This window comes from Mycolicibacterium sp. P4_G11 (genome assembly GCF_056555145.1).
This window is the reverse complement of the sequence record NZ_JBFUJW010000001.1, coordinates 260383-283699: the sequence shown is the minus strand read 5'-3', so window position 1 is coordinate 283699 and position 23317 is coordinate 260383. Positions and strand designations below refer to the sequence as shown.

The following is a 23317-nucleotide window of genomic DNA, read 5'->3' as shown; positions in this document are numbered from 1 at the left end:
TGCTCGGGGTCAGCGGTTACTTGGCCGCGCCGATGCCGCGCGGGCCGCGCGCCAACGAAACCACACCGGACTGCACCAGCTCGCGAATACCATACGGCTCCAGCACTCGCAGCAGTGCTTCGAGCTTCTCCTGGGTGCCGGTGGCCTCGACGGTCAGCGACTCGGTCGACACGTCGACGACCTTCGCCCGGAACAGGTTGACCGCCTCGATCACCTGACCACGGGTGCTGGCGTCGGCCCGCACCTTGATCAGCGCCAGCTCGCGGGAGACGGAGTTGTCCGGCTCCTGCTCGACGATCTTGATGACGTTGATCAGCTTGTTGAGCTGCTTGGTGATCTGCTCCAGCGGCAGCTGCTCCTCGACGCAGACCACGATGGTCATGCGGGACATGTTCTTCTGCTCGGTGGCACCAACCGCCAGCGACTGGATGTTGAAGCCACGCCGCGAGAACAGCGCCGCCACGCGGGCGAGCACACCGGGAGTGTCCTCGACGAGAACCGAGAGAGTGTGAGTAGTAGCCACTAGACCTGATCCTCGTTGTCGAACAGCGGACGGATATCGCGCGCCGCCATGATCTCGTCATTGCTGGTGCCGGCGGCGACCATCGGCCACACCTGGGCGTCGGCGCCGACGATGAAGTCGATGACGACGGGACGGTCGTTGATCTCGCGGGCCTGCCGGATGACGTCCTCGACGTCTTCGGCGCGCTCGCAGCGCAGGCCGACGCAACCGAGCGCCTCGGCCAGCATCACGAAGTCCGGGATGCGGTGCGAGTGCGTGGACAGGTTGGTCTGGCTGTAGCGCTCTTCGTAGAACAGCGTCTGCCACTGCCGCACCATGCCGAGGTTGCCGTTGTTGATCAGCGCAACCTTGATCGGCGCCCCTTCGAGGGCGCAGGTGGCCAGCTCCTGGTTGGTCATCTGGAAGCAGCCGTCACCGTCGATGGCCCACACCTCGGCCTCCGGGCGGGCGAACTTGGCGCCCATCGCGGCCGGGATGGAGAAGCCCATGGTGCCCAGACCGCCCGAGTTCAGCCAGGTCTTCGGGTTCTCGTACTTGATGAACTGCGCGGCCCACATCTGGTGCTGACCGACGCCCGCCACGTACAGCGCGTCCGGCCCGGCGATCTGGCCCAGCTTCTCGATGACGTACTCCGGCGAGAGGCTGCCGTCGCTCTGCGGGCCGTAGCTCAGCGGGAAGGTCTCCTTGATGCCACTCAGGTAGGTCCACCAGTCGGCCAGGTCCAGCGTGTCGGCGGACACGCCGTCGCGGCGCAGCGCCGCGAGCAGGTCGACGATGACGTTCTTGATGTCACCGACTATCGGCACGTCGGCGTTCCGGTTCTTGCCGATCTCGGCCGGGTCGATGTCCGCGTGGATCACCTTGGCCTCGGGCGCGAACGACGACAGCTGACCGGTGACCCGGTCGTCGAAGCGGGTGCCGAGAGCGATCAGCAGGTCGCTCTTCTGCAGCGCCGCCACGGCCGACACCGTGCCGTGCATGCCCGGCATGCCCATGTGCTGCGGGTGGCTGTCGGGGAACGCGCCACGTGCCATCAGGGTGGTGACGACGGGGATGCCGGTCAGTTCGGCGAGCTCCAGCAGCTCCGCGGACGCCTCGCCGCGGATGACGCCACCGCCGACGTACAGCACGGGCTTGTGCGAGGCGCCGATCAGCTTGGCGGCCTCGCGCACCTGGCGGCTGTGCGGCTTGGTGTTCGGCTTGTAGCCGGGCAGGTCGATGACCGGCGGCCAGCTGAACGTGCACTGCGCCTGCAGCACGTCCTTCGGGATGTCGACGAGGACGGCACCGGGCCGGCCGGAGGACGCGATGTGGAACGCCTCGGCGATCACCTTGGCGATGTCGTCACCGTTGCGGACCAGGAAGTTGTGCTTCGTGATCGGCATGGTGATGCCAGAGATGTCGGCTTCCTGGAACGCGTCGGTGCCGATCAGCCCGCGGCCGACCTGACCGGTGATGGCGACGACCGGGATGGAGTCCATCTGGGCGTCGGCCAGCGGCGTGACCAGGTTGGTGGCGCCGGGGCCCGAGGTGGCCATCATCACGCCGACCTTGCCGGTCGCATGCGCGTAGCCCGACGCGGCGTGGCCAGCGCCCTGCTCGTGCCGGACCAGCACGTGGCGGACCTTCTTCGAGTCGAACAGCGGGTCGTAGACCGGCAGCACGGCACCGCCGGGGATGCCGAAGATGGTGTCGACGTCGAGTTCCTCGAGCGATCGGACGACAGCCTGGGCACCGGTCATCTGCTGCGGGGCAACGATTTTCGAATGACCGTTGACCGCGCCGCTGGGGCCGTCGGGCTGTTGCGTCGACTCTGGCGGTCGCGTGGTGGGTGCGCTCACTCTTGTCCTCTTGATCGTGTTGCGGTTTTGGCGTTCTCGGGCAAACAAAAAACCCCCGTCAGCGTGGGTGGCTGTACGAGGGTTGCGCGTCGATGCTTGTAGTCGGCTTAGTCAGCCTGGTCACGCACCAACGCGCCCAGTTACTACAAGCAATCCCGAGTTCTGCATAAGCAAGGACGGTAGTCCCCACGGCGCGCGCAGGTCAAATCAGTTCAGTAGCCGGATACACCTGGCAACCCGCCGACCCACCGCCTGGGAAGATGGATGGCGTGAGCCGCCGAACCTCTTCGACCGCAGCCCGACCCGTCGTGATCAAGATCCCGGGGGTCGCCCATCTGGCGGTGGGGTTCTTCGCCGTCGGGCTGCTGGCCCTGGTGTTCGCCGGGCCGGCCTGGTGCGCGGCGCTGCTCGTCATCCCGATCCTGTTGTCGGCGATGGTGATTCGCTACCGCACGGTGGCCGACAAGTTGGGCGTCACCGCGCGGTCGCTGCTCGGCAGCCGAACGGTGACGTGGCAGGACATCAAGGGCCTGCGCTTCGACGGCTCCAAGTGGGCCAAGGCCGAATTGACCGACGGCACCGACTTGCGGCTGCCGGGTGTGACGTTCGCGTCACTGCCGGTGCTGACCGCGGCCAGCGGCGGCGTCGTGCCCAACCCGTACAACGAGTGAGCCGGCCCCGCTCAGTGCAGCGGGTTTGATCCGTTCAGCAGCATCCACACGCCGACGCCCACGCCGACACCGATCAGCAGGCACAGGAACGACCCGATGAAGGGGCGGCGGGCCCAGCCGCGTCCGGCGTCGAAGCCGTAGAGGCCCGGCCCGGTCAGGGTCAGCGCCGCGGCCAGCACGATCATGGTCACCAGGTACTCGTGCCCTTCGGGCAGGAAGTACGGGAAGTAGCCGTGCACGGGTTGTGCGGCCACCTCCACTGCCAGGGCGTTGACGAGGTAACCCAGGGCGACCGCGGCGGCGACCGGAGTGAACAGCCCCAGCACCAGCAGGACACCGGCCCCGATCTGCGCCCCGGTGGCGAGATAGGTCAGTATCCCGGCGTGCTGGAAGCCGGCGGCGGCCAGCGCGTGTTCGTAGCCGTTCAGCCCCTGACCGCCCCACCAGCCGAACGCCTTCTGCAGCCCGTGGACCACCAGCCAGGCACCCAGGCCGACGCGCAAGACCAAGAGCCCCAGGTCCTGGGTGCCGCGGCGCTTGGCCACCCGCACCCGGGCATCGGTCTCGGGATCGGGTTCGATCTCGGCAGGCTCGGCAGGCTGCTGCGAGCCCCGTTCGCGGGGCTGCACGTACGGCAGCGGCTCGGGTTCGTGCATGAGATCGAACGCCATCGAGGACGGCGACGAGGACGATGCGGATGTCACCTCCGTGACATCGTCGGGCGATGCGGTGTCGAACCGCGGAATGGCCGTGGTTGCCGCGGTCTCGCCGCTATCGCCGCGGTAGGTCGTGATGGGCAGGTCGTCTTCGGGATCGACCAGGCGTGCCGACGCGGGCGTGGCGGCCGACTCGTCGGGCCGTTGCCATGCACGCGACTCATGGGAAGTACTGGTCATAGTTGCCAGGGTAAGTGCAATTGCGCTGCTGACCGTGGATTTAAACGGTGGTTTGACCCGGTTGTTCACCGGATTTGCCCGGCCCGGCGCGCAGCCCCGACGTGGCGAGCACCGTCGAACAGTCCGTAACCTGGCGGGCATGACATTGCGGCGGTCGACGCGGACTGCGCTGACGAGGCCCGAACGCCGGCCTGAGCGTGTTGGTGCTGCACCCGCTCGACGGGTTCTGGCGTTGTGCGCCATCGCTTTGCTGGCACTGCAGGGCTGTGCCCGTTTCGATTCGGCCGCATCTGAGCCGTTCACCATCGAGCCCGAGCTCGGTGGGGCGCCGAGCTCGACGCCGCCGCCTCCGCCGCCGTTGCCACCGAACCCGTTCCCGAAGGCGTGCCCGGCACCGGCGGTGATGCAAGGCTGCCTGGAGAGCACCAGCGGCCTGATCATGGGCGGCGACAGCAAGTCGGCAATCGTCGCCGAACGCGTCACCGGCGCGGTCAAGAACATCGCCACGAACGCGGAACCCAAGGTCAAGATGGTGATCCCGGTCGACGCATCCGGCGACGGCGGCCTCATGGACATCGTGCTTTCGCCGAGCTACCAACAGGACCGGCTGATGTACGCGTACATCACCACGCCCACCGACAACCGGGTGGTCCGGATCGCCGACGGCGACGTCCCCAAGCCGATCCTGACTGGGATCCCCAAGGGCCCCACGGGCAACACCGGGGCGCTGATCTTCAGCAGTCCGACCACCCTCGTGGTGCTCACCGGAGACGCCGGCAACCCCGCCGCCGCGGCCGATCCGGCTTCGCTGGCGGGCAAGCTGCTGCGCATCGAGCAGCCGACAACCGTGGGACAGGCACCGCCGACCACCGCGCTGTCGGGCATGGGCTCCGGCGGCGGGCTGTGCATCGACGGGGCCAGCGGCTCGTTGTACGTCACCGACCGCACCCCCACCGGCGACCGGCTGCAGCGGATCACCAAGGACTCCAAGGTGTCCACGGTGTGGAGCTGGCCCGATCGTCCCGGTGTCGCCGGCTGCGTGGCGGTCGACAACACCGTCATGGTCAATCTGGTCAACACCAAGAAGACGGTGGCGGTCCGGCTGGCCAAGGAAACCGGCGCGGTCACGGGTGACCCCGAGGCCCTCCGCACGGACACCCACGGACACGTCTTCGCGCTGGAGCTCTCCCCCGACGGCAACATCTGGGGCGCCACGGTGAACAAGACGGCCGGCGACGTGGAGAAGTTCGACGACGTCGTGTTCCCGCTGTTCCCGCAGGGCGGATTCCCGCGTAGCACCGACGACAAGACGTAATTGACGCCCGACATGAGGGTCGCTCGATGATGCGCGCGTGCCCGGCCGACTTCGCTCGGCTGGCCGGCTACCTGGGCTTCTCCTGCGATGACGATTCCTGGGTCAAGCTGCGGAACCCCCTGGCCCTCACCCACTGGAGCATGCCGGTCGTCGAGCTGCTGATGCTGATCGGTGCGGGGCTGGCGCTGGCCTACGCGCTGCGGCGGGTCCGCCGCGACCCCACCGGGATCGCCATCTGGCTGGCATCGGTCGCCTACGCCCTGGTGACCGAACTACCCCGGCATCCACCGGACCTGTTCGCCGGCACCCGGCTCGGGGTCATGTTGGTGCACAACGTGTTCAGCGTCGACTTCGTCGACGGACGGCTGCCGCTGTACATCGTGGCGCTGTACCCGGCGACCATCACGCTGGCCTATGACATCGTCCGCGCCACCGGCGTGTTCGAACGGCGTGGCGCGCTGATCGGCGCCATCTGCGTCGGATTCGTGCACGGCTGCGTCTACGGCATCTTCGACCATCTCGGGCCGCAGCTGCGCTGGTGGGTCTGGAACACCGCGAACCCGCTGAACCACCCGACGCTCGGCTGCGTGCCGGTGAGCAGTTGGGTCAGCCTGGCAGTGGTCGGGCCCGCGTCGATCGCGTTCCTGGTGCACGTGCTGATCGGGCGCCGGGTGGAGGCGGGCACACAGCCGGCCCGGCTGTCACTGGCCTGGCGCATACCGGTCATCAGCGTGCTGGCACCGGTCATCATGGGGCTGCTCAGCCTGCCGACGTTGCTCTCCGCGCGGCACAGCGCAATGCAGTACGCGGTGCTCGGCGTCGAGGTCGCGGTGTTCACCTTCGTGGCGATCCCGATCCTGGTGCAGGACTGGCGGATCACGCGCCGCGTCGGAACACAGCACCCCAGTCAGTACGTCCGGGTGTTCGGGGTGCTGTACCTGCTCACCTTCACGGTGCTCTGGCTGGCCGCACTGCCGGACTTCGCCGGTGCCATCGACGGCGTCACCGGTGCCGGTACGCCGACCGGCAATCTGCCCTGCGCCGCGGTGTGTTTCGTGATCGCGGGCTACTGCGTCGCGGGCGTGTCGTCACTGCGTCCGACGACGGCGCCCGCGCCGCAGCAGCAGGTGCTGCACTAACTGCAGGCCGCGATGACGAGTTCGCGCACGCGCGCCGCGTCAGCCTGACCCTTGGTCGCCTTCATCACCGCGCCGACGATCGCGCCGGCGGCCTGAACCTTGCCGCCGCGGATCTTGTCGGCGATGTCGGGCTGGGCGGCCAGGGCCTCGTCGATCGCGGCCTGGATGAGCGAATCGTCGCGCACCACAACAAGACCGCGGTCGTTCATGACCTGCTCGGGCTCGCCCTCACCGGCCAGCACGCCCTCGACGACCTGCCGGGCCAGCTTGTTGGACAGCTTGCCGTCGTCGACCAGCTTGACCACCGCGGCGACCTGGGCCGGGGTGATGGCCAACTCGTCGAGGGTCACTTCACTCTCGTTGGCCTTCTGCGTCAGGAAGTTGCCCCACCAGGCGCGGGCCGCCTCGCTGGACGCGCCGTGCTCGACGGTCGCCGCCACCAGCTCGATCGCGCCGGCGTTGACGAGGTCACGCATCACCTCGTCGGAAATGCCCCAGTCGTCCTGAATCCGCTTGCGCACCAACCACGGAAGCTCGGGGATGGTGCCGCGCAGCCGCTCCACCAACTCATCCGACGGGGCGATCGGCTCCAGGTCCGGCTCCGGGAAGTAGCGGTAGTCCTCGGCGGTTTCCTTGCTCCGGCCGGACGTGGTGTGGCCGTCCTCGTGGAAGTGCCGGGTCTCCTGCGTGATGGTGCCGCCGGCCTGCAGCACAGCAGCCTGCCGGCGCATCTCGTAGCGGACCGCCACCTCGACGCTCTTGAGCGAGTTGACGTTCTTGGTCTCGGTGCGGGTGCCGAACTCCGCGGCACCCTTGAGCTTGAGCGAGACGTTGGAGTCACAGCGCATCGAACCCTGGTCCATGCGCACGTCGGAAACGCCCAAGCCGCGCAACAGATCCCGCAGCGCCGTCACGTAGGCACGGGCGATCTCCGGAGCACGTTCACCGGCGCCCTCGATGGGCTTGCTGACGATCTCCACCAGCGGCACACCGGCCCGGTTGAAGTCGGCCAGCGAGGTGGTGGCGCCGGAGATCCGGCCGGTGTCGCTGCCCAGGTGGGTCAGCTTGCCGGTGTCCTCCTCCATGTGGGCACGCTCGATATCGACGCGCCAGATGCTGCCGTCCTCCAGCGGAACGTCGAGGTAGCCGTTCACGGCGATGGGCTCGTCGTATTGGCTGATCTGGTAGTTCTTCGGCTGATCCGGGTAGAAGTAGTTCTTCCGCGCGAACCGGCCCCACGGCGTGATGTCGCAGTTCAGTGCCAACCCGATCCGGATCGCGGACTCGACCGCGGACTCGTTGACCACCGGCAGCGCTCCGGGCAGGCCCAGGCACACCGGGCACACCAGCGTGTTCGGCTCGGCACCGAACCGGTTCGCACAGCCACAGAACATCTTGGTCTCGGTGGACAGTTCGACATGGACTTCCATGCCCATGACGGGCTCGTACGTCGCGAGGACGTCGTCGTAGTCGAGAAGGTCTGCGTCAGCCATGCCTTGATCGTAGTGTCGGCCTCATGAGCACCGGTCAACCGCTGCCCCCACCGCCGACGAATCGGAAGTTCGCCGCGCTCGTGGTCGGCGCGATAGTGGCGGCGGCCATCGTGATCACCGGTGGTGTCGTCGCAATCCGTCGGGTCCTGGACCCCGGTATCACCAACCTCGAGACTTCGATGGCGGTCGGGCGGCGCGACTTTCCCGATTGGCCGACGGCCACGCTCGACGGACCCAAGCAGAACGCTGCCACCCGGACCACAACCGACGACGTGTCACCGCAATTCTGTGTGCCCTTGGCCGGCGCACCGAGCAGACAGTCGGTTCAGGTGCAGCTGAAGAAGGACACCCACCATGCCCTGGCAGTGTGGCTGAGACTGCCGTACGAGTGGCCGAACTACCGCGAGGCCGCCCGCACCTGCACGCGATACACGCTGAACGACCTGCTCGTGATCGACGTCCACCATCAGGCGAATCCCAAGGGCCTGCCCGCCTGGCCGGTGACCGTCCGCGAGACCGTTTCCGACCGCATCGGCCTGGTGACACCGTTCTTGAGCGTCAAGGTGCTCGGGCAGTATCGCGGGGTGTCGGTCACCGCCATCTGCCTCATGACGACCACCGACCAGCCGCAGACCTGCGACCAGCCGCTGGTCTCGTTGTTCAACGCGCAGGTGCACAAGCTCGCCGCGGTGTGACCCTCGTTCACCGGCCATTTCCCCGGCCCGGTTAACCTCCGCGGATGCTCGCACGCATCGGCGCCCTGCTGACCACCTTCGCCCTGACTGCGGTGCCCATCGCCTCGGCCGCTCCCGACACTTTCGACCTGCAGGCGCACCGCGGCGGACGGGGCGAGACCACAGAGGAATCGCTGCGCGCGTTCACCAAGGCCATCGAGCTCGGTGTCACCACGTTGGAGCTCGACATCGTCCTTTCCAAGGACGGTGCGCCCATGGTGTGGCACGACCCGACCATCCAGCCCGACAAATGCACCGACACCGGCCCCGCCGTCCCCGGTGACCCGCAGTACCCGTACGTCGGCAAGCTCGTGCACGACCTCACCCGTGCCCAGCTGCGCACCCTGAACTGCGGCAAGCTGCTCAGCGGATTCCCGGCCGCCGAAGTGGTGACCGGAAACAAGATCGCCACGCTCGACGAGGTCTTCGCGCTCGCCGACGCTCATCACGCCGGCGTGCGGTACAACATCGAGACCAAGATCGAAGCCGACAAGCCCGAAACATCAGCGGCACCACAACAATTCGTCGACGTCATCCTCGGCACCGTCCGGGCCGCGGGCAAGCTCGACAAGGTCGAGATCCAGAGTTTCGACTGGCGCACGCTGCCCCTGGTCCGCCAGCAGGAACCCGGCATCCCACTGGTGGCGCTGTGGGATGAGACGACGTGGGTGCCGAACTCGGCGTGGACGGCAGACGTGAATCCGGCGGTGATCGGTGACCCGATCGCCGGGGCGGCGTCGGTCGGGGCGAACATCCTGTCCCCCGGCTACTCGGTCCCCTACGGGCTGACACCGAAGGACCCGGGGTTCGCGCTGATCGCCGACCGGGCATTCATCGACCGCGCACATGCCCTTGGCCTCAAGGTGATTCCGTGGACGATCAACGACGCCGACACCATGCGCGCGCAGATCGCCGCCGGCGCCGACGGCATCATCACCGACTACCCGGCCCGGCTCCGCGCGGTGGAGTCCGCACTCGGGATGCCGCTACCGGCGGCCTACCGCTAGCCGAAGAATTCGGCGGCGTCGTCGTACCGGGTCTGCGGCACCAGCTTGAGCTGACGCACCGCATCCGCGAGCGGCACCCGGCCGATCTCCTGGCCCCGCAACGACACCATCATCCCGTACTCACCCGAGTGCGCGGCGTCGGCGGCGTTGACGCCGAACCGAGTGGCCAGCACCCGGTCGTGGGCCGTCGGGGTACCGCCGCGCTGCACGTGGCCCAGCACGGTGGTCCGGACTTCCTTCCGGATCCGCTTCTCGATCTCGATGGCCAGCTGCTGCGCGACACCCGTGAACTTCACATGCCCGAACTCGTCAATTCCGCCGTCGCGCAACTGCATTGAGCCCTCTGACGGCCGCGCCCCTTCGGCGACCACGCAGATGAAGTGCGAATCACCGCGCACGAAGCGCTGTCTCACCAGCCGGCACACCTCTTCGATATCGAACGGCTGCTCGGGAATCAGCGTCATGTGCGCACCGGAGGCCATCCCCGCGCCCAGCGCGATCCAGCCCGCGTGCCGGCCCATCACCTCCACCAGCATCACCCGCTGATGCGACTCGGCGGTGCTGTGCAGCCGGTCGATGGCCTCGGTGGCGATCATCAGCGCGGTGTCGTGGCCGAAAGTGACGTCGGTGCAATCGATGTCGTTGTCGATGGTCTTGGGCACACCCACGACGGGGACGTTTTCCTCGGCCAGCCAGTGCGCTGCCGTCAAGGTGCCCTCGCCGCCGATCGGGATCAGCACATCGATGCCGTTGTCCTCGAGCGTCTGCTTGATCTGATCGAGCCCGGCCCGGAGTTTGTCGGGGTTGACGCGCGCGGTGCCCAGGATGGTGCCGCCCTTGGCCAGCAGCCTGTCGTTGCGATCGTCATTCTTGAGCTGCTCGCGACGATTCTCGAGCAGGCCGCGCCAGCCGTCCCGGAACCCGACGACCGTCGAGCCGTACCGGACATCACAGGTACGGACCACCGCCCGGATCACCGCGTTCAAGCCAGGACAGTCACCACCACCGGTCAGCACGCCTATCCGCATGCCCCCATACTGCCCGCTCGCGGGTTTTGGTTCGCGTCGAATGTGCAGTCAGCTCGCCGGATCGCAGATCCGGCGAGCTGTGTGCATGCTCGTGGCTAGACGGCGGTGGGCAGTGCGCCGCGGGCGGCTTCGTAGGCCGCACCGACGCGGTACAGCCGGTCGTCGGCCAGGGCCGGCGCCATGATCTGCAGACCCACCGGCAGGTTGTCGTCCGGCGACAGGCCCGACGGCACCGACATGCCGCAGTGCCCGGCCAGGTTCAGCGGCAACGTGCACAGGTCGAACAGGTACATCGCCAGCGGATCGTCGACCTTCTCCCCCAGCCCGAACGCGGTGGTCGGGGTGGTCGGGGTGACCAGTACGTCGACCTTCTCGTACGCCTGGTCCAGATCACGGGCAATCAGGGTGCGCACCCGCTGGGCCTGGTTGTAGTAGGCGTCGTAGTAGCCCGAGGACAGGGCGTAGGTGCCGATCATGATGCGGCGCTTGACTTCCGGACCGAAGCCGGCGGCGCGGGTCAGCGCCATCACCTCTTCGGCGCTGTGGGTGCCGTCGTCGCCGACCCGCAGGCCGTAGCGCATCGCGTCGAAGCGCGCGAGGTTCGAGGACACCTCGGACGGCAGGATCAGGTAATAGGCCGCCAGCGAGTAGTCGAAGTGCGGGCAGTCGACCTCGGTGATCTCGGCGCCGAGGTCGGTCAGCTGGTCCACCGCGGTGTTGAACGACGACAGCACGCCGGGCTGGTAGCCCTCGCCGCTGTGCAGCTGCTTGACCACACCGATCCGGACGCCCTTCAGGTCACCGGCGGCACCGGCCCTGGCTGCCCCGACCACGTCGGGCACCGGAGCGTCGACCGAGGTGGAATCGCGCGGGTCGTGGCCCGCGATCACCTGGTGCAGCAGCGCGGTGTCGAGCACCGTGCGGGCACACGGTCCGCCCTGGTCCAGCGACGACGCACAGGCGATCAGGCCGTACCGCGAGACCGTGCCGTACGTGGGCTTGACGCCGACGGTCGACGTCAGCGCGGCCGGCTGACGGATCGAGCCACCGGTGTCGGTGCCGATGGCCAGCGGCGCCTGGAATGCCGCCAGCGCCGCGGCACTACCGCCGCCGGAACCGCCCGGCACGCGGTTGACGTCCCAGGGGTTGCGGGTCGGGCCGTAGGCCGAGTTCTCGGTGGACGACCCCATGGCGAATTCGTCCATGTTGGTCTTGCCGAGGATCGGGATGCCGGCCGCGCGCAGCCTGGCGGTGACGGTCGCGTCGTACGGCGACCGCCAGCCCTCCAGAATCTTCGAGCCGGCCGTGGTCGGCGCGTCGGTGGTGGTGAAAACGTCCTTGAGCGCCAACGGAACTCCGGCGAGTGGCGAGGCCAGCGGCTCGCCCGCCGCCACCTGCTTGTCGACCGCGGCGGCCGCGGCCAGCGCTTCCTCGGCGCCCACGTGCAGGAAGGCGTGATAGGTCTCGTCGGTGGCGGCGATCTGGTCCAGGTGAGCCCGGGTGACCTCGGTGGCCGACACGTCGCCGGCGGCGATCTTCTCGCCGAGCGTGGCCGCGTCAAAACGGATCAGGTCGCTCACTCTGCTTCTCCCAAAATGCGCGGCACGGCGAACCGGCCGTCCTCGGCCCGCGGGGCCTCCGCCAGCGCCTGGTCCTGCGAGAGGCTCGCTGCCTCGACGTCGGGCCGGGTGATGTTGACTTCTTTGAGGGGATTGCCGGTCGCCTCGATACCCGTGACGTCGACGGCCTGAATCTTGCCGACGTGCGCCAGGATGGCATCGAGCTGGCCTGCGAAACTGTCCAGCTCACCATCGGTCAGGGCGAGCCGGGCCAGATTCGCCAGATGGGCGACATCGTCCCGGGAAATCTTCGACACGTCTGAACACCCTAGTGGGGGCCGGACGACGATCAAGCGGCGAGGCACGAGCCGCGTTGAGGAGTGCGGCAAATCGTCCCGAGCCGTGACACGCACCGCACCCGCACGTCCTGCCGTCGCCATGACGCTGTGCCACAGTTGTGGCGTGTCCTCCTATCTGATGCGGGTCCAGCTCGAAGACCGCCCCGGTAGCCTCGGCTCGCTGGCGGTGGCTCTCGGCACGGTGGGCGCCGACATCCTGTCGCTCGACGTCGTCGAACGCGGCCCGGGCTACGCCGTCGACGACCTGGTGGTCGAGCTGCCGCTCGGGTCCATGCCCGACACCCTGATCACCGCGGCAGAGGCCCTCAAGGGCGTGTACGTGGACAGCATCCGGCCCCACACCGGGCTGCTCGAGGCCCATCGCGAACTGGAACTGATCGACCACGTGGCCGCCGCCAAGGGCAAGGCCGCCCGCCTCCAGGTGCTGGCCGACGAGGCACCGCGCGTGCTGCGCGTCGGATGGTGCGTCGTGGTGACCGGCGGCGCCGAACCTCGCCGCATCGCCGGCAGCCCGGGTGCGCCCGAGACGCTCGCCGACTCGGCACCGTGGTTGCCGCTGGAACACGCCGCCGCCCTCGACGCCACGGGCGACTGGGTGCCGCAGTTCTGGCGGGACATCGACACCACTCTGGCCGCGGCGCCGCTGGGTGACCCGTACACCGCGATCATGCTCGGCCGCCCGGGCGGACCGGCCTTCCGCCCGTCGGAGGTCGCGCGGCTCGGATATCTCGCGGGCATCGTCGCGACCATCGTGCGCTAGGTATCCCCGGCCACACGACCTGCGCGAATACAGCTGCGCTCCAGCTCAAACTGCTAGCGTGAGCCCACATCTCGCTGGAGGGCACACGTGAGCACATTTCTGATCGTCATCGGCGTGCTGCTGATGATCGCGGCGATCATCGTCGTGGTGCTCGCTTTCACCCGGGCGAAGAAGCCGGGAACCTCCGGCGCCCGCCAGGACCCGCTGAAGTCCGGCGAGATGCCGGTGTTCGGGCCGAAACAGTTGGGGCCCGGCGCGATCGTCAGCTACGGCGGCGTCGACTACGTGGTGCGCGGCTCGGTGACCTATCGCGAAGGCCCGTTCATCTGGTGGGAGCATCTGCTGGAAGGCGGTCAGGGAGAACCGATCTGGTTCAGCGTCGAAGAGGACGAGGGACGGCTGGAACTCGCGTTCTGGACCAAGCGACCCGACCTGGCTCTGCAGCCCATCGGCCCTCTGACCATCGAGGGCGTGCAGTACGACGAGGTCGAGACCGGCGACGCGCACTACACCTCCGAGGGCACCACCGGCCTGCCCGCACAAGGCCAGATGAACTACGTCGACTACGCCAGCGCCGGCCGTGCCGCCCTGCTCAGTTTTGAGCAGTGGTCGCCGAATTCTCCGTGGGAGGTGTCGACCGGCAAGGTCATGTCGCCCGGTGAGCTCACGGTGTACCCCGCTCCGCCCGCGGGTTCGTAGCCGCCATGACCCGGGGCAAGATGCTGATCCTCGCCGGGGTGCTCGCCGTCGCGTCGGTGATCTGTCTGGCGATCGGGATCAGCACCGCGCGCACCATCAACTCCTACGTCAAAGACCACTATCAGAACGTCGGCTACAACACCTACCGGTGCAACGGGTCGCCGAGCGCCGTTGCCGACGACCTTGCCCGGGCGCACCCGCCACAGGCGCGAGGGACAGATCGCGGCAACTACTACCTGCGCTACAACGACTCCATCGTGATCGTCGGTGCGGGCTCGGGACAGTCCTGCTCCATCCGGATGGAGAGCCTCAACTCGGGGTACAACCACGGCAGCTACGTCTTTCTGGGTCCGGGTTTCAGCCCGGGTTCACCGTCGCACAGTTCCGGCGGCAGCTCGGGCGGGCCGGGCGGTGTCAAATGACCAAACCAATTCCGAGGAGACTCCGATGAACCTGGCCGCCATCGACTTCGGCACCGTCCATACCGACGCACTCATCCAGAACGTGGTCAGCTCAGTGCTGTACTTCGTGGTCGGCGTGCTGGTGCTGGCCGCCGGCTTCGTCATGGTCGACGTGCTGACGCCCGGCAATCTGCGCCGCCAGGTCTTCGTCGAGCGGCGGCCCAACGCGGTGGCCGTCACCGCCGCCATGGACGTCTCACTGGCAGCCATCATCATCACCGCCATCCACTCGAGCTCCGACCGTCTCGGGCAGGGCCTGATCGACACGTTGATCTACGGGCTGATCGGCGTCGCCCTGCAGGGTCTGGCCCTGGTGGCCGTGGAGTTGTTGGCGCCCGGCCACTTCCGCAATGACATCCACTCCGAGGACTTCCACCCCGCCGCGGTCGCGGTGGCCGTGGTCCTGCTCGCCGTCGGCGGTATCAACGCCGCCGCCCTCACCTGATGGTGACAGAGGCCATCGGGGCGGCCCCGACGGCCCCCGAGCCGGTCATCGGAACCCGTTGGCGCGCCCTGCTTCTGGCGGCCGTGGCGGCGTGCGCCGCGTGCGGCATCGTCTATGAGCTTGCGTTGCTGACCCTTTCGACGAGCCTCAACGGCGGCGGCGTGGTGTCGACGTCGCTGATCGTCGCGGGCTACGTGGCGGCCCTTGGCGTCGGCGGCCTGCTGGTCAAAGCACTGCTGGGACGCGCGGCCATCAGCTTCATCGCGGTGGAGACGGCGCTGGGTGTCGTGGGCGGCCTGTCGGCGACGGTGCTGTACGTGACGTTCGCCTACCTCGGTGACTCCGACTGGGTGCTGGGTGTCGCGACGGCGCTGATCGGCGGACTGGTCGGCGCCGAGGTGCCGCTGCTGATGACGCTGCTACAACGGGGCCGGGTGGCAGGGGCCACCGATGCCGGGCGGGTGCTGGCCAACCTCAATGCCGCCGACTACCTGGGCGCCCTGCTGGGCGGCCTGGCGTGGCCGTTCCTGGTCTTGCCGTACCTGGGCATGATTCGCGGCGCGGCTGCCACGGGGATGATCAACCTGGCTGCCGCAGCGGTGGTTTCGGTGTTCCTGCTGCGCCGCATCCTGACCCGGCGGGAATTCATCGGTGCACTGGGCGCCCTCGTGCTGGCGTTTTCGGTGCTGGCCACGCTGATGGCGTCCGCCGACGGCATCGAGACCACGTCCCGGCAGCGGTTGTACGCCGATCCAATTGTGGCCTACCAGCATTCGGCGTACCAGGAAATCGTGGTGACGCGGCGCGGTGACGATACCCGGCTGTATCTCGATGGCGGACTGCAATTCTCGACGCGCGACGAGTATCGGTACACCGAGTCGCTGGTGTACCCGGCGCTGGGTGCGGGTGCGCGCTCGGTGCTGGTGATCGGCGGCGGCGACGGGCTGGCGGCGCGGGAATTGTTGCGCCAGAAAGGTATCGACCGGATCGTCCAGGTCGAGCTGGATCCGGCGGTGGTGGCGGTGGCGCGCACCAAGCTGCGCGACGCCAACGCCGGCGCACTCGACGATCCGCGGCTCCAGCTGATTCTCGACGACGCCATGACCTGGTTGCGGCTCCCACACCCGGACGTGGTGCCGCCGGGCGGATTCGACGCGGTCATCGTCGACCTACCCGACCCCGACAACCCGGTGCTCGGCCGGCTGTACTCCACGGAGTTCTACAGCCTGATCGCCCGGGCGCTGGCGCCGCAGGGATTGCTGGTGGTGCAGTCCGGCAGCCCCTACTCCACGCCGATCGCGTTCTGGCGCACGGTATCCACCATCGCCTCCGCGGGGCTGGCCGTGCGGCCGTACCACGTGGAGGTGCCGACGTTCGGCGACTGGGGCTTCACCCTGGCCCGCCGCGGCCCGGTGCCACCGATGCCGGCGCTACCGAAAGACGCTCCCCCGCTTCGGTTTCTGAATCAGCAGGTGCTCGACGCCGCCACCGTCTTCGCGCCCGACACCGCGCCGCAGCACCTGCCGCCGTCGACGTTGGAGCATCCGCTGATCGTCGACGACATGCGCCGCGGGTACCGCTGATCTTCCGCCGCCTCAACCCCACCGACCAGTAGGGCCAAGTACGAGCCCGCTACGCGTCCCCCGAGGCTTCCCCCTCGGGGGATGCCTCAGTTTCCGGACCGACTTCCAACAGGCGCCGGAAGCCGTCCTCGTCGAGGATGGGCACCCCGAGCTCAACGGCCTTGTCGTACTTGGAACCTGGTGCGTCACCGGCCACCACATAGGCGGTCTTCTTCGACACCGAGCCGGCCGCCTTGCCGCCGCGGACCAGGATCGCCTCCTTGGCCTCGTCGCGCGAGAAACCGGTCAGCGAACCGGTCACCACGATCGACAGACCCTCGAGGTTCCGCTCGATACCGGCGTCGCGCTCGTCGGCCATCCGGACGCCCGCGGCCCGCCACTTGTCGACGATGGCGCGGTGCCAGTCGACGGTGAACCAGTCGATCACCGCGGCGGCGATGGTCGGGCCGACGCCCTCGACCGCGGCCAGCTGTTCCTCTGACGCTTCGGTAATCGCTTGCAGATCACCGAATTCCGCGGCCAATGCCCGCGCCGCCGTCGGGCCGACGTGCCGGATGGACAGCGCCACCAGCACCCGCCACAGCGGCTGCTGCTTGGCCTTGCCGAGATTGGCCAGGAGCCGGGCGCCGTTGGCGGACAGCTCATTCTTCTGAGTGGTGAACAGGCTGGTGCGCAACAGCTGTTCCGCGGTGAGGTCGAAGACGTCGCCCTCATCGGTGATCACATCGGCGGCCAGCAGCGCGGTCGCCGCCTCGTAGCCGAGGCCCTCGATGTCGAAGGCACCGCGGCCGGCGACGTGGAACACCCGCTCGCGCAGCTGCGCCGGGCAGGACCGCGTGTTGGGGCAGCGGATGTCAGCGTCGCCCTCCTTCGACGGCGCCAAGGTGCTGCCGCACTCGGGACACGTTGCAGGCATGACGAATTCACGTTCGGTGCCGTCACGCAGGTCGACGACGGGGCCGAGCACCTCGGGGATGACGTCGCCGGCCTTGCGGATCACGACGGTGTCGCCGATCAGCACGCCCTTGCGCTTCACCTCGGTGGCGTTGTGCAGCGTCGCCAGCCCGACCGTCGACCCCGCGACGGTGACGGGCTCCATGTAGGCGAACGGCGTGACTCGGCCGGTGCGTCCGACGCTGACCCGGATGTCGAGCAGCTTGGTGGTGACTTCCTCGGGCGGGTACTTGTAGGCGATGGCCCAGCGCGGCGCCCGACTGGTGGCGCCGAGGCGCCGCTGCAGCGCCCGGTCGTCCAATTTGACCACCAGACCGTCGATTTCGTGGTCGACGTCGTGGCGATGCTCGCCCCAGTAGGCGACGCGATCGGCCACCGCGGCGATGCCCGTAACCCGGGTGGTGTGGTCGGACACCGGCAGACCCCAGGCCTGCAGCGCGCGATACGCGTCGTGCAGCGACGCCGGCTCGAAACCTTCGGTGTAGCCCAGTCCGTGGCAGATCATGTGCAACCGGCGGCGTGCGGTGACGGCCGGATTCTTCTGCCGCAACGACCCGGCGGCGCTGTTGCGCGGATTGGCGAACGGCGCCTTGCCTTCCTCGACGAGACTGGCGTTCAGTGCGGCGAAATCCTCGACCCGGAAGTACACCTCGCCGCGCACCTCCAGCACCGCGGGCACCGGGAATTCGTCGGTGCCGGTCAGCTGCTCGGGGACGTCGGTGATGGTGCGGGCGTTGAGCGTCACGTCCTCACCGGCGCGGCCGTCGCCGCGGGTGGCGCCCCGGACCAGCTTGCCGTCGCGGTACACCAGGGCCAGCGCGACCCCGTCGACCTTGAGCTCGCAGAGATATTCGAGGTCGCTGCCCAGTTCGTTGGTGAGCCGCGCCGCCCATGCCGTCAGCTCGTCGGTGTTGAACGCGTTGTCCAGCGACAGCATCCGCTCCAGATGCTGTGCCTCGCCGAACTCGGTGGCGAATCCGGCGCCGCCGACCAGCTGCGTCGGCGAATCCGGCGTCCGCAGTTCGGGGTACGTGTCCTCGAGCTGCTGCAACTGCCCCAGCAGCTTGTCGAACTCACCGTCGGAGACGATCGGCGCGTCCTTGACGTAGTAGCGGAACTGGTGACCGCGAACCTCTTCGGCCAGTTCCTGCCATTGCCGGCGCACGTCGGGATCGGGTGAGCTCACGGGGTAAGGCTAGCGAAGGGGTATGACGTCAGGCCGCGATGATCCCCGACGACGTCCCGCACGCCACGAGGACGGTGCAGGCGGCCACCGGACTCAGCGGCTGCGGATCCTCGGTACCGACCAGCGGCGGCAACGGCGGCATGAAGATCGGCACGAGGCTGGCCCCGGTGACCCCGGTGAGCCTGGCGACGATCTGCGCGACGACGTTCGTCGCCGCATACGACAGGTCGCCGACCAGCTGCACGGGCACGGTCATCGCCTGTGCCAGCGGGCTGATGATGAAGATGTGCTGCGTCGCGATCGACTCCAATTGCGCCGTCACCTGATCGAAAGCCTGGTTGAGGAAGTAGGGCACCGACGCGGCGACGGTCCGCACGCCGAGCGTCAGATCGGTACCGATGTTCGGGTACCCGTACTTGCCGATCACATCCAGCACCGTGGCACGCAGCGCCGCGTCGTCATCGATCGGCTTCACGGTGCTGCCGCCCAGGTTGGTGATCGAGACACCGTCGGATTTGGGGGCGGGCGTGCCGCCGAACAGCGTCACGACCGTCGGCGTGACGTCGACGATCTGGTACTTCAGGTTGACGCCGCCGGCGGTGAACAGGTCCGGGTTGTTGGCGATGACGAAAGTCGATGTCTCATTGGGTGATTGGAAGCCGTGTCCGAGGCCCTTGCTGTCCTGGTGGCCGTGGTCGGTGACGACGATGACGGTCCACTGCTCCCCGGTGGCCGCTTCCCAGTCGTTGACCGACTGCATGATCTCGCCGATGTTGCGGTCGACATTTCGCACCGCGTCGGCGTAGGCCGTGGAGGCTCCGCCGTAGTTGTGTCCGTTCTCGTCGACCCCGACGAAGTAGCTGAACACGAAGTTCGGCTTGTTCGGGTCGGCGGCGCCGATCGCGGCCTCGGTCGCGTCGCCGACGGCGTCGTCGGTGAGTGACCAGTTGGCGTCGCCCGCGATGTGGGAGATGTTGACGACGTGGTCGGCGCCGACCGAGCCCGACACGGCGATGGCCGAGATGACGTCCCAGTTCGCGATCGCGGTGGTCTGGATACCGGGGTTGAACGTCTCGAGTTGGTTGAACACCGTGGGCCACTTCTTGTAGACCGCCGGATTGAAGATGTTGTTGATGACACCGGTCTTCTCACCCCAGGCGCCGGTGAGGATGGCGGTCCAGGACGGATTGCTGATGGTGGTGTGGCCGACGATGCTGGCCGGCGCCGTGGTGCCGCCCTGCATCAGCTGGAAGAAATTGGCGTTGGCCGGGTCGGCCAGCACGCGGCTCAGATTGGTGCCGTCGACGCCGATCACCAGGACGTTGGGCGTGGTGTCGGCGAGCGCCGAAACCGACTGCGGTGCAACGGCACTGGCGGGTTTGACGGTATTGCGTTCCAACTCGTCGCGGACCGCGGCCAGGGCCACCAGCACCGACGTCGCACTGAGCGGCGACACCGGCGCCTGCAGCGACCGCAGGGCCTTGGTGAGTTTGGCGATGGGAGCGGTGGCTACCGCGGCCACCTTGACGGCGGGCTGTTCGCTCGTGGCCTGCGACGCGACGGCAGCGGTGACCGTCGGCGCCGCGACAGTCTTGGCCGGCTCGGCGGCCGTCACGTGCTCGGCTGGCTTGATGCGAGCGACGCGCGGTGGGCGCACCCGCGCCGTGGGCTTTGCCTGCTCGGCCGCTGCCGGCTTGTCGGCGGCGGTCGGCTTGTCGGAGGCGGTCGGCTTCTCGGAGGCAGTGGGCTGCTGAACCTTCTTCTCCGGCTTGGCGGCCTGGTCCTTGTTGGCGGGCTTCGACTTCGACTTGGCCGATTTCCGCTGCTTCTTCGCCGGGGCGTCCGACGATGCACCTGCCGACTGGCCCGACTGGGATGTCTGGGACGTCGTTCCCGCCCCTGCGGCGGTATCGGCCCAGGCGGGGCAGTCACTCCACCCCGCGAGCGCGGTACCGATCCCCAGTGCGACCGCCAGACCCCCGACCCGACCAACAAAGCTTCCAGCTGTCATCCGGAATGTATAACGCGCGACAATTACCGATCGCACAGGAATCGCCAACCTGATGCACAGTCAATTTGAAGGTTGGTCGTCCTCATGCCACCGCGCGGGCAGGTCAAGGGTTACCGTGGCAATGTGCCGCATCCGATCATGTTCGACGATGACGACCCCGGCCTGGCGGAGCTGCGAGCGGTGGCGCTGAGCTTCCCCGAAGCCTTCGAGAAGGTGTCTTGGGGTCGCCCGGTGTTCTGTGCACCCAAGATGTTCGCGATGTACGGCGGCAATTCGAAGGTGACCGGCGAGATGGTCGCCTACCCGCACTCCCTGTTGGTCAAGGTCGACGAGTCCGACCGCGCAGCGCTGGAACAGGATTCGCGCTTCTACTACCCCGCCTACATGGGACCGTCCGGTTGGCTCGGGCTCGATTTCACCGCGGCGAAAGTCGACTGGAACGAGGTCCGTGAGCTGCTGGACGCGTCATTCCGGCTGGTCGCGACGAAGCGGCTGGTCAAACTGCTCGACGCGCAATGAGATACGCCTGCGCGGTGGATTCGAGTCCGTCGTCCGGTTGCCGGACCAGTTCGACATAGACACGGAAACCGCTGTTCGACAAGAGATCTGCGACGACCGTCGATTGACGACGGATGAACGTCAAGTTCACCGGCTCACCGTCGAAGTCCGTCAGCACCCGCGGTTCGTCGCCGACCTGAAATGCCAGCAGCACCACGCCGCCAGGCGCCAGCACCCGGTGGAACTCGGCGAAGACGCGCGGCAGATGCGTGTCGGGCACATGGATGATCGAGTACCAGGCGCAGAGCCCGGCGACGCTGCCGTCCTCCGCATCGAGGTCGAGCATCGAGCCAACCCGAAACGCCAGGCCCGGGTTGTGCCGGCACGCCTGCTCGATCATGTTGGGAGACAGATCGATTCCGGTCACGTCCAAGCCGGCGGCCGCTAGTGCCGCGGTAGCCACCCCGGTGCCGCAGCCCACGTCGAGCACGGGGCCTCGCGGTACCAGTTCAGCGAAGGCGCCGATCATGGCCCGGTCCACCGGCCTGTCGTCGAGATGGTGCTGGAAGCGCGCGACGTAGTTCGCGGCCGCACGGTCGTAGCCGTCTCGGGTCGTGGCCAGAAAATCGGGCATCGGCCAACCGTACGCGGGCATGGTGACACGGTCGGCCTGATGCGTGACATCCGTAGCGCACCGACGTGTCGTGCCACCGGGCGCTATTGACACCGGGTTAGCTTGCGGGACTGTCACTTTCACCGCCTTCGTCGTCTCCGCTCTCGGTGGGATAGAGCTGGGGTTGGTAGATGGTGTTGGTTCTTGGTTGGCCGACGTCGAGCAGTGGTGGTGGGGTCCAGTGTGCGCGGCCGTTTCGCATTTCTGTGGTCCAGCCACCCTCGGTGGCCAGGCGGTTGTCGGGGCCGCAGGCCAGCGTGAGGTCGGTGATGTCGGTCCGGCCGCCGTGACGCCAGTCGGCGACCGCGTGGTGGGCTTGGCAGTCGGCGGCGGGCCGGGTGCACTCGGGACGGGTGCAGCCTTTGTCGCGGGCGAACAGGGCCAGACGTTGACCGGTGGTGGCGGTGCGCCGCGCCCGCCCCATGTGCAGCGGAACATCGGCATGGTTGTCGAACACCGTGAGGTAGCAGGATGCCCCTGCCTGGGCGGCCAGGTTCACCAGATCCGTGACCGGCAGGGAGCTGCCGGTGTGGGTCTGCGCGACCCCGGCGCGCTGCTCGAGTTGTTCGAGGGTGCAGGTCGCCACGACGGTGACTGGGAAGCCGTTGTGCTCACCCAAATCGGCGCTCAGGAGCAACCGGCCCATCGTGACCCAGGCATCGTGCTGGCGCTGGGCCAGGGTGCGGTGATCGTTGTCGATCTGCTCCTGCGACGGCGTCCCGGAAGTGCACGGCACCGGATCAGCGGGGTTGCACATGCCAGGGGCCGCGTACTTGACCATCAACGCTTCGTAGATCGCGCGTGCCTCGGGTGTGAGCCGGCCCCTCAGCTCACTGCCGCCATCGGCAGCCTGCCTCGATAGCACCAGGGCGCGGTCCCGATCCGGTTCCGGGTCGCGATCATCGGGTTCGGGACCGTCCTGATCGAGTTCGTAGAGCTTGCGTTTGACCACAGCACGCAACCCTTCCGGGGTGAGGTTGCGGGCGGCGGCCACCAGCGCCAGTTCAGATTCATCGAGGGCGGCCAGTGCCGCCCAGGTGGGCAGTTTGGCGAAGAACGATTCGATGACATCGACATGATCAGCATTGATCGCCCCCGCAGCCACGGCTGCAGCGACATACGGACGCAGCGGCGCCAACACCTCCCCGGTCAACGATCGCCGCGGGCCCAGAAGTTCGGCGTGCCGCACCCGGCGGCGAGCCTCCTCGCTACTGAGCCGGTCCCGGATGCGCAGGGCGTCGGACCAGTTTCTCGCCCCGATCTCCTGTGCGGTGGTTTGGGCCTGCAACGCGGCCACCACGGCATGATCAACCGCTTGGGCGGCGCACCGCATCTGCTCACGATGGGACTGCACCGCCAACAACTCCGGCACCGACAACGCCATGTAGTCCACCGCCGCAACCCGCGCCTGTGCCGTGTCCAGGCCGGCGTAAGCCTCCTCAACAGCAGTGGGGTTGTCGACGTCCATGTTCGAACACTAGT

General features: G+C 68.0%; 22 protein-coding genes. 11 read left to right on the top strand and 11 right to left on the bottom strand.

Going from position 1 to position 23317, the window contains the following annotated elements:
- Window positions 1-16: 16 nt before the first annotated feature.
- Window positions 17-523 (bottom strand): acetolactate synthase small subunit, encoded by a 507-nt coding sequence (gene ilvN / locus AC1U2B_RS01355; protein ID WP_260941389.1) that lies wholly within the window; start codon window positions 521-523, stop codon window positions 17-19.
- Window positions 523-2364: an acetolactate synthase large subunit gene (locus AC1U2B_RS01350; protein ID WP_480215392.1), complete on the bottom strand. Its 1842-nt coding sequence runs from the start codon at window positions 2362-2364 to the stop codon at window positions 523-525. The genes ilvN and AC1U2B_RS01350 overlap by 1 nt, the downstream gene beginning before the upstream one ends.
- 260 nt (window positions 2365-2624) lie before the next feature.
- On the opposite strand from AC1U2B_RS01350, the gene AC1U2B_RS01345 reads away from it, so the two are divergent.
- Window positions 2625-3035, top strand: a complete 411-nt coding sequence (locus tag AC1U2B_RS01345; RefSeq protein ID WP_081936603.1) for a PH domain-containing protein — start codon at window positions 2625-2627, stop codon at window positions 3033-3035.
- A gap of 11 nt (window positions 3036-3046) precedes the next feature.
- Here AC1U2B_RS01345 and AC1U2B_RS01340 read toward each other — a convergent pair whose 3' ends face one another.
- Window positions 3047-3931: a DoxX family protein gene (locus tag AC1U2B_RS01340; RefSeq protein WP_480215391.1), complete on the bottom strand. Its 885-nt coding sequence runs from the start codon at window positions 3929-3931 to the stop codon at window positions 3047-3049.
- Window positions 3932-4070: 139 nt separating this feature from the next.
- Between AC1U2B_RS01340 and AC1U2B_RS01335 the strand changes: the two genes are divergently transcribed.
- Window positions 4071-5246: a PQQ-dependent sugar dehydrogenase gene (locus AC1U2B_RS01335; RefSeq protein WP_480215390.1), complete on the top strand. Its 1176-nt coding sequence runs from the start codon at window positions 4071-4073 to the stop codon at window positions 5244-5246.
- 26 nt (window positions 5247-5272) lie between these two features.
- Window positions 5273-6385: a hypothetical protein gene (locus tag AC1U2B_RS01330; RefSeq protein WP_480215389.1), complete on the top strand. Its 1113-nt coding sequence runs from the start codon at window positions 5273-5275 to the stop codon at window positions 6383-6385.
- Here AC1U2B_RS01330 and gatB read toward each other — a convergent pair.
- Window positions 6382-7878, bottom strand: coding sequence for an Asp-tRNA(Asn)/Glu-tRNA(Gln) amidotransferase subunit GatB (gatB, locus tag AC1U2B_RS01325; RefSeq protein WP_260973129.1), 1497 nt, complete (start codon window positions 7876-7878; stop codon window positions 6382-6384). The genes AC1U2B_RS01330 and gatB overlap by 4 nt on opposite strands.
- A 23-nt stretch (window positions 7879-7901) precedes the next feature.
- Between gatB and AC1U2B_RS01320 the strand changes: the two genes are divergently transcribed.
- On the top strand, window positions 7902-8573 hold the full coding sequence (locus AC1U2B_RS01320; protein ID WP_480215388.1) for a hypothetical protein: 672 nt from the start codon (window positions 7902-7904) through the stop codon (window positions 8571-8573).
- A gap of 44 nt (window positions 8574-8617) precedes the next feature.
- Window positions 8618-9619 (top strand): glycerophosphodiester phosphodiesterase family protein, encoded by a 1002-nt coding sequence (locus AC1U2B_RS01315; protein WP_480215387.1) that lies wholly within the window; start codon window positions 8618-8620, stop codon window positions 9617-9619.
- On the opposite strand, the gene AC1U2B_RS01310 is transcribed toward AC1U2B_RS01315, so the two are convergent.
- The 3 genes from AC1U2B_RS01310 to gatC form a co-directional block, all read right to left on the bottom strand.
- Complete coding sequence (locus AC1U2B_RS01310; protein WP_043393248.1) at window positions 9616-10647, bottom strand: ATP-dependent 6-phosphofructokinase; 1032 nt, start codon at window positions 10645-10647, stop codon at window positions 9616-9618. The two genes, AC1U2B_RS01315 and AC1U2B_RS01310, sit on opposite strands and share 4 nt — an antisense overlap.
- 95 nt (window positions 10648-10742) lie before the next feature.
- On the bottom strand, window positions 10743-12227 hold the full coding sequence (gene gatA, locus AC1U2B_RS01305; RefSeq protein ID WP_480215386.1) for an Asp-tRNA(Asn)/Glu-tRNA(Gln) amidotransferase subunit GatA: 1485 nt from the start codon (window positions 12225-12227) through the stop codon (window positions 10743-10745).
- Complete coding sequence (gene gatC / locus AC1U2B_RS01300) at window positions 12224-12523, bottom strand: Asp-tRNA(Asn)/Glu-tRNA(Gln) amidotransferase subunit GatC (protein ID WP_043393243.1); 300 nt, start codon at window positions 12521-12523, stop codon at window positions 12224-12226. The genes gatA and gatC overlap by 4 nt, the downstream gene beginning before the upstream one ends.
- 145 nt (window positions 12524-12668) lie before the next feature.
- On the opposite strand from gatC, the gene AC1U2B_RS01295 reads away from it, so the two are divergent.
- The 5 genes from AC1U2B_RS01295 to AC1U2B_RS01275 all read left to right on the top strand — a co-directional run bounded on the left by AC1U2B_RS01295 (window position 12669) and on the right by AC1U2B_RS01275 (window position 16513).
- A complete protein-coding gene (locus tag AC1U2B_RS01295) occupies window positions 12669-13325 on the top strand; it encodes an ACT domain-containing protein (RefSeq protein WP_110789118.1) in 657 nt (218 codons plus the stop codon).
- Window positions 13326-13412: 87 nt separating this feature from the next.
- Complete coding sequence (locus AC1U2B_RS01290; RefSeq protein ID WP_480215385.1) at window positions 13413-14024, top strand: DUF4178 domain-containing protein; 612 nt, start codon at window positions 13413-13415, stop codon at window positions 14022-14024.
- Between the two features lie 5 nt (window positions 14025-14029).
- Window positions 14030-14446, top strand: a complete 417-nt coding sequence (locus tag AC1U2B_RS01285; RefSeq protein ID WP_418002445.1) for a DUF4247 domain-containing protein — start codon at window positions 14030-14032, stop codon at window positions 14444-14446.
- Window positions 14447-14471: 25 nt separating this feature from the next.
- The gene (locus AC1U2B_RS01280; RefSeq protein WP_071286028.1) at window positions 14472-14930 is read left to right on the top strand and encodes a DUF350 domain-containing protein; all 459 of its coding nucleotides are present in this window, start codon (window positions 14472-14474) and stop codon (window positions 14928-14930) included.
- Complete coding sequence (locus AC1U2B_RS01275; RefSeq protein WP_480215384.1) at window positions 14930-16513, top strand: polyamine aminopropyltransferase; 1584 nt, start codon at window positions 14930-14932, stop codon at window positions 16511-16513. The genes AC1U2B_RS01280 and AC1U2B_RS01275 overlap by 1 nt, the downstream gene beginning before the upstream one ends.
- A 49-nt stretch (window positions 16514-16562) precedes the next feature.
- Here the strand turns inward: AC1U2B_RS01275 and ligA are convergent, their stop codons facing one another.
- Both ligA and AC1U2B_RS01265 read right to left on the bottom strand, forming a co-directional pair.
- A complete protein-coding gene (gene ligA / locus AC1U2B_RS01270) occupies window positions 16563-18653 on the bottom strand; it encodes an NAD-dependent DNA ligase LigA (RefSeq protein WP_480215383.1) in 2091 nt (696 codons plus the stop codon).
- Window positions 18654-18681: 28 nt separating this feature from the next.
- A complete protein-coding gene (locus AC1U2B_RS01265) occupies window positions 18682-20664 on the bottom strand; it encodes an alkaline phosphatase family protein (protein ID WP_480215382.1) in 1983 nt (660 codons plus the stop codon).
- A 123-nt stretch (window positions 20665-20787) separates the two neighbouring features.
- On the opposite strand from AC1U2B_RS01265, the gene AC1U2B_RS01260 reads away from it, so the two are divergent.
- Complete coding sequence (locus AC1U2B_RS01260; protein ID WP_480215733.1) at window positions 20788-21183, top strand: MmcQ/YjbR family DNA-binding protein; 396 nt, start codon at window positions 20788-20790, stop codon at window positions 21181-21183.
- On the opposite strand, the gene AC1U2B_RS01255 is transcribed toward AC1U2B_RS01260, so the two are convergent.
- Both AC1U2B_RS01255 and AC1U2B_RS01250 read right to left on the bottom strand, forming a co-directional pair.
- The gene (locus tag AC1U2B_RS01255) at window positions 21161-21796 is read right to left on the bottom strand and encodes a class I SAM-dependent methyltransferase (protein ID WP_480215381.1); all 636 of its coding nucleotides are present in this window, start codon (window positions 21794-21796) and stop codon (window positions 21161-21163) included. The genes AC1U2B_RS01260 and AC1U2B_RS01255 overlap by 23 nt on opposite strands.
- Window positions 21797-21893: 97 nt before the next feature.
- Window positions 21894-23303, bottom strand: a complete 1410-nt coding sequence (locus AC1U2B_RS01250) for an HNH endonuclease signature motif containing protein (protein WP_480215380.1) — start codon at window positions 23301-23303, stop codon at window positions 21894-21896.
- Window positions 23304-23317 lie beyond the last annotated feature (14 nt).

Coding starts and splice junctions, on each gene's coding strand:
- AC1U2B_RS01315 (WP_480215387.1), top strand. CDS start 8,618: ATGCTCGCACGCATCGGCGCCCTGCTGACCACCTTCGCCCTGACTGCG.
- AC1U2B_RS01320 (WP_480215388.1), top strand. CDS start 7,902: ATGAGCACCGGTCAACCGCTGCCCCCACCGCCGACGAATCGGAAGTTC.
- AC1U2B_RS01345 (WP_081936603.1), top strand. CDS start 2,625: ATGGATGGCGTGAGCCGCCGAACCTCTTCGACCGCAGCCCGACCCGTC.
- AC1U2B_RS01330 (WP_480215389.1), top strand. CDS start 5,273: ATGATGCGCGCGTGCCCGGCCGACTTCGCTCGGCTGGCCGGCTACCTG.
- AC1U2B_RS01280 (WP_071286028.1), top strand. CDS start 14,472: ATGAACCTGGCCGCCATCGACTTCGGCACCGTCCATACCGACGCACTC.
- AC1U2B_RS01265 (WP_480215382.1), bottom strand. CDS start 20,664: ATGACAGCTGGAAGCTTTGTTGGTCGGGTCGGGGGTCTGGCGGTCGCA.
- AC1U2B_RS01285 (WP_418002445.1), top strand. CDS start 14,030: ATGACCCGGGGCAAGATGCTGATCCTCGCCGGGGTGCTCGCCGTCGCG.
- AC1U2B_RS01250 (WP_480215380.1), bottom strand. CDS start 23,303: ATGGACGTCGACAACCCCACTGCTGTTGAGGAGGCTTACGCCGGCCTG.
- AC1U2B_RS01275 (WP_480215384.1), top strand. CDS start 14,930: ATGGTGACAGAGGCCATCGGGGCGGCCCCGACGGCCCCCGAGCCGGTC.
- AC1U2B_RS01310 (WP_043393248.1), bottom strand. CDS start 10,647: ATGCGGATAGGCGTGCTGACCGGTGGTGGTGACTGTCCTGGCTTGAAC.
- gatB (WP_260973129.1), bottom strand. CDS start 7,878: ATGGCTGACGCAGACCTTCTCGACTACGACGACGTCCTCGCGACGTAC.
- AC1U2B_RS01335 (WP_480215390.1), top strand. CDS start 4,071: ATGACATTGCGGCGGTCGACGCGGACTGCGCTGACGAGGCCCGAACGC.
- AC1U2B_RS01255 (WP_480215381.1), bottom strand. CDS start 21,796: ATGCCCGATTTTCTGGCCACGACCCGAGACGGCTACGACCGTGCGGCC.
- AC1U2B_RS01340 (WP_480215391.1), bottom strand. CDS start 3,931: ATGACCAGTACTTCCCATGAGTCGCGTGCATGGCAACGGCCCGACGAG.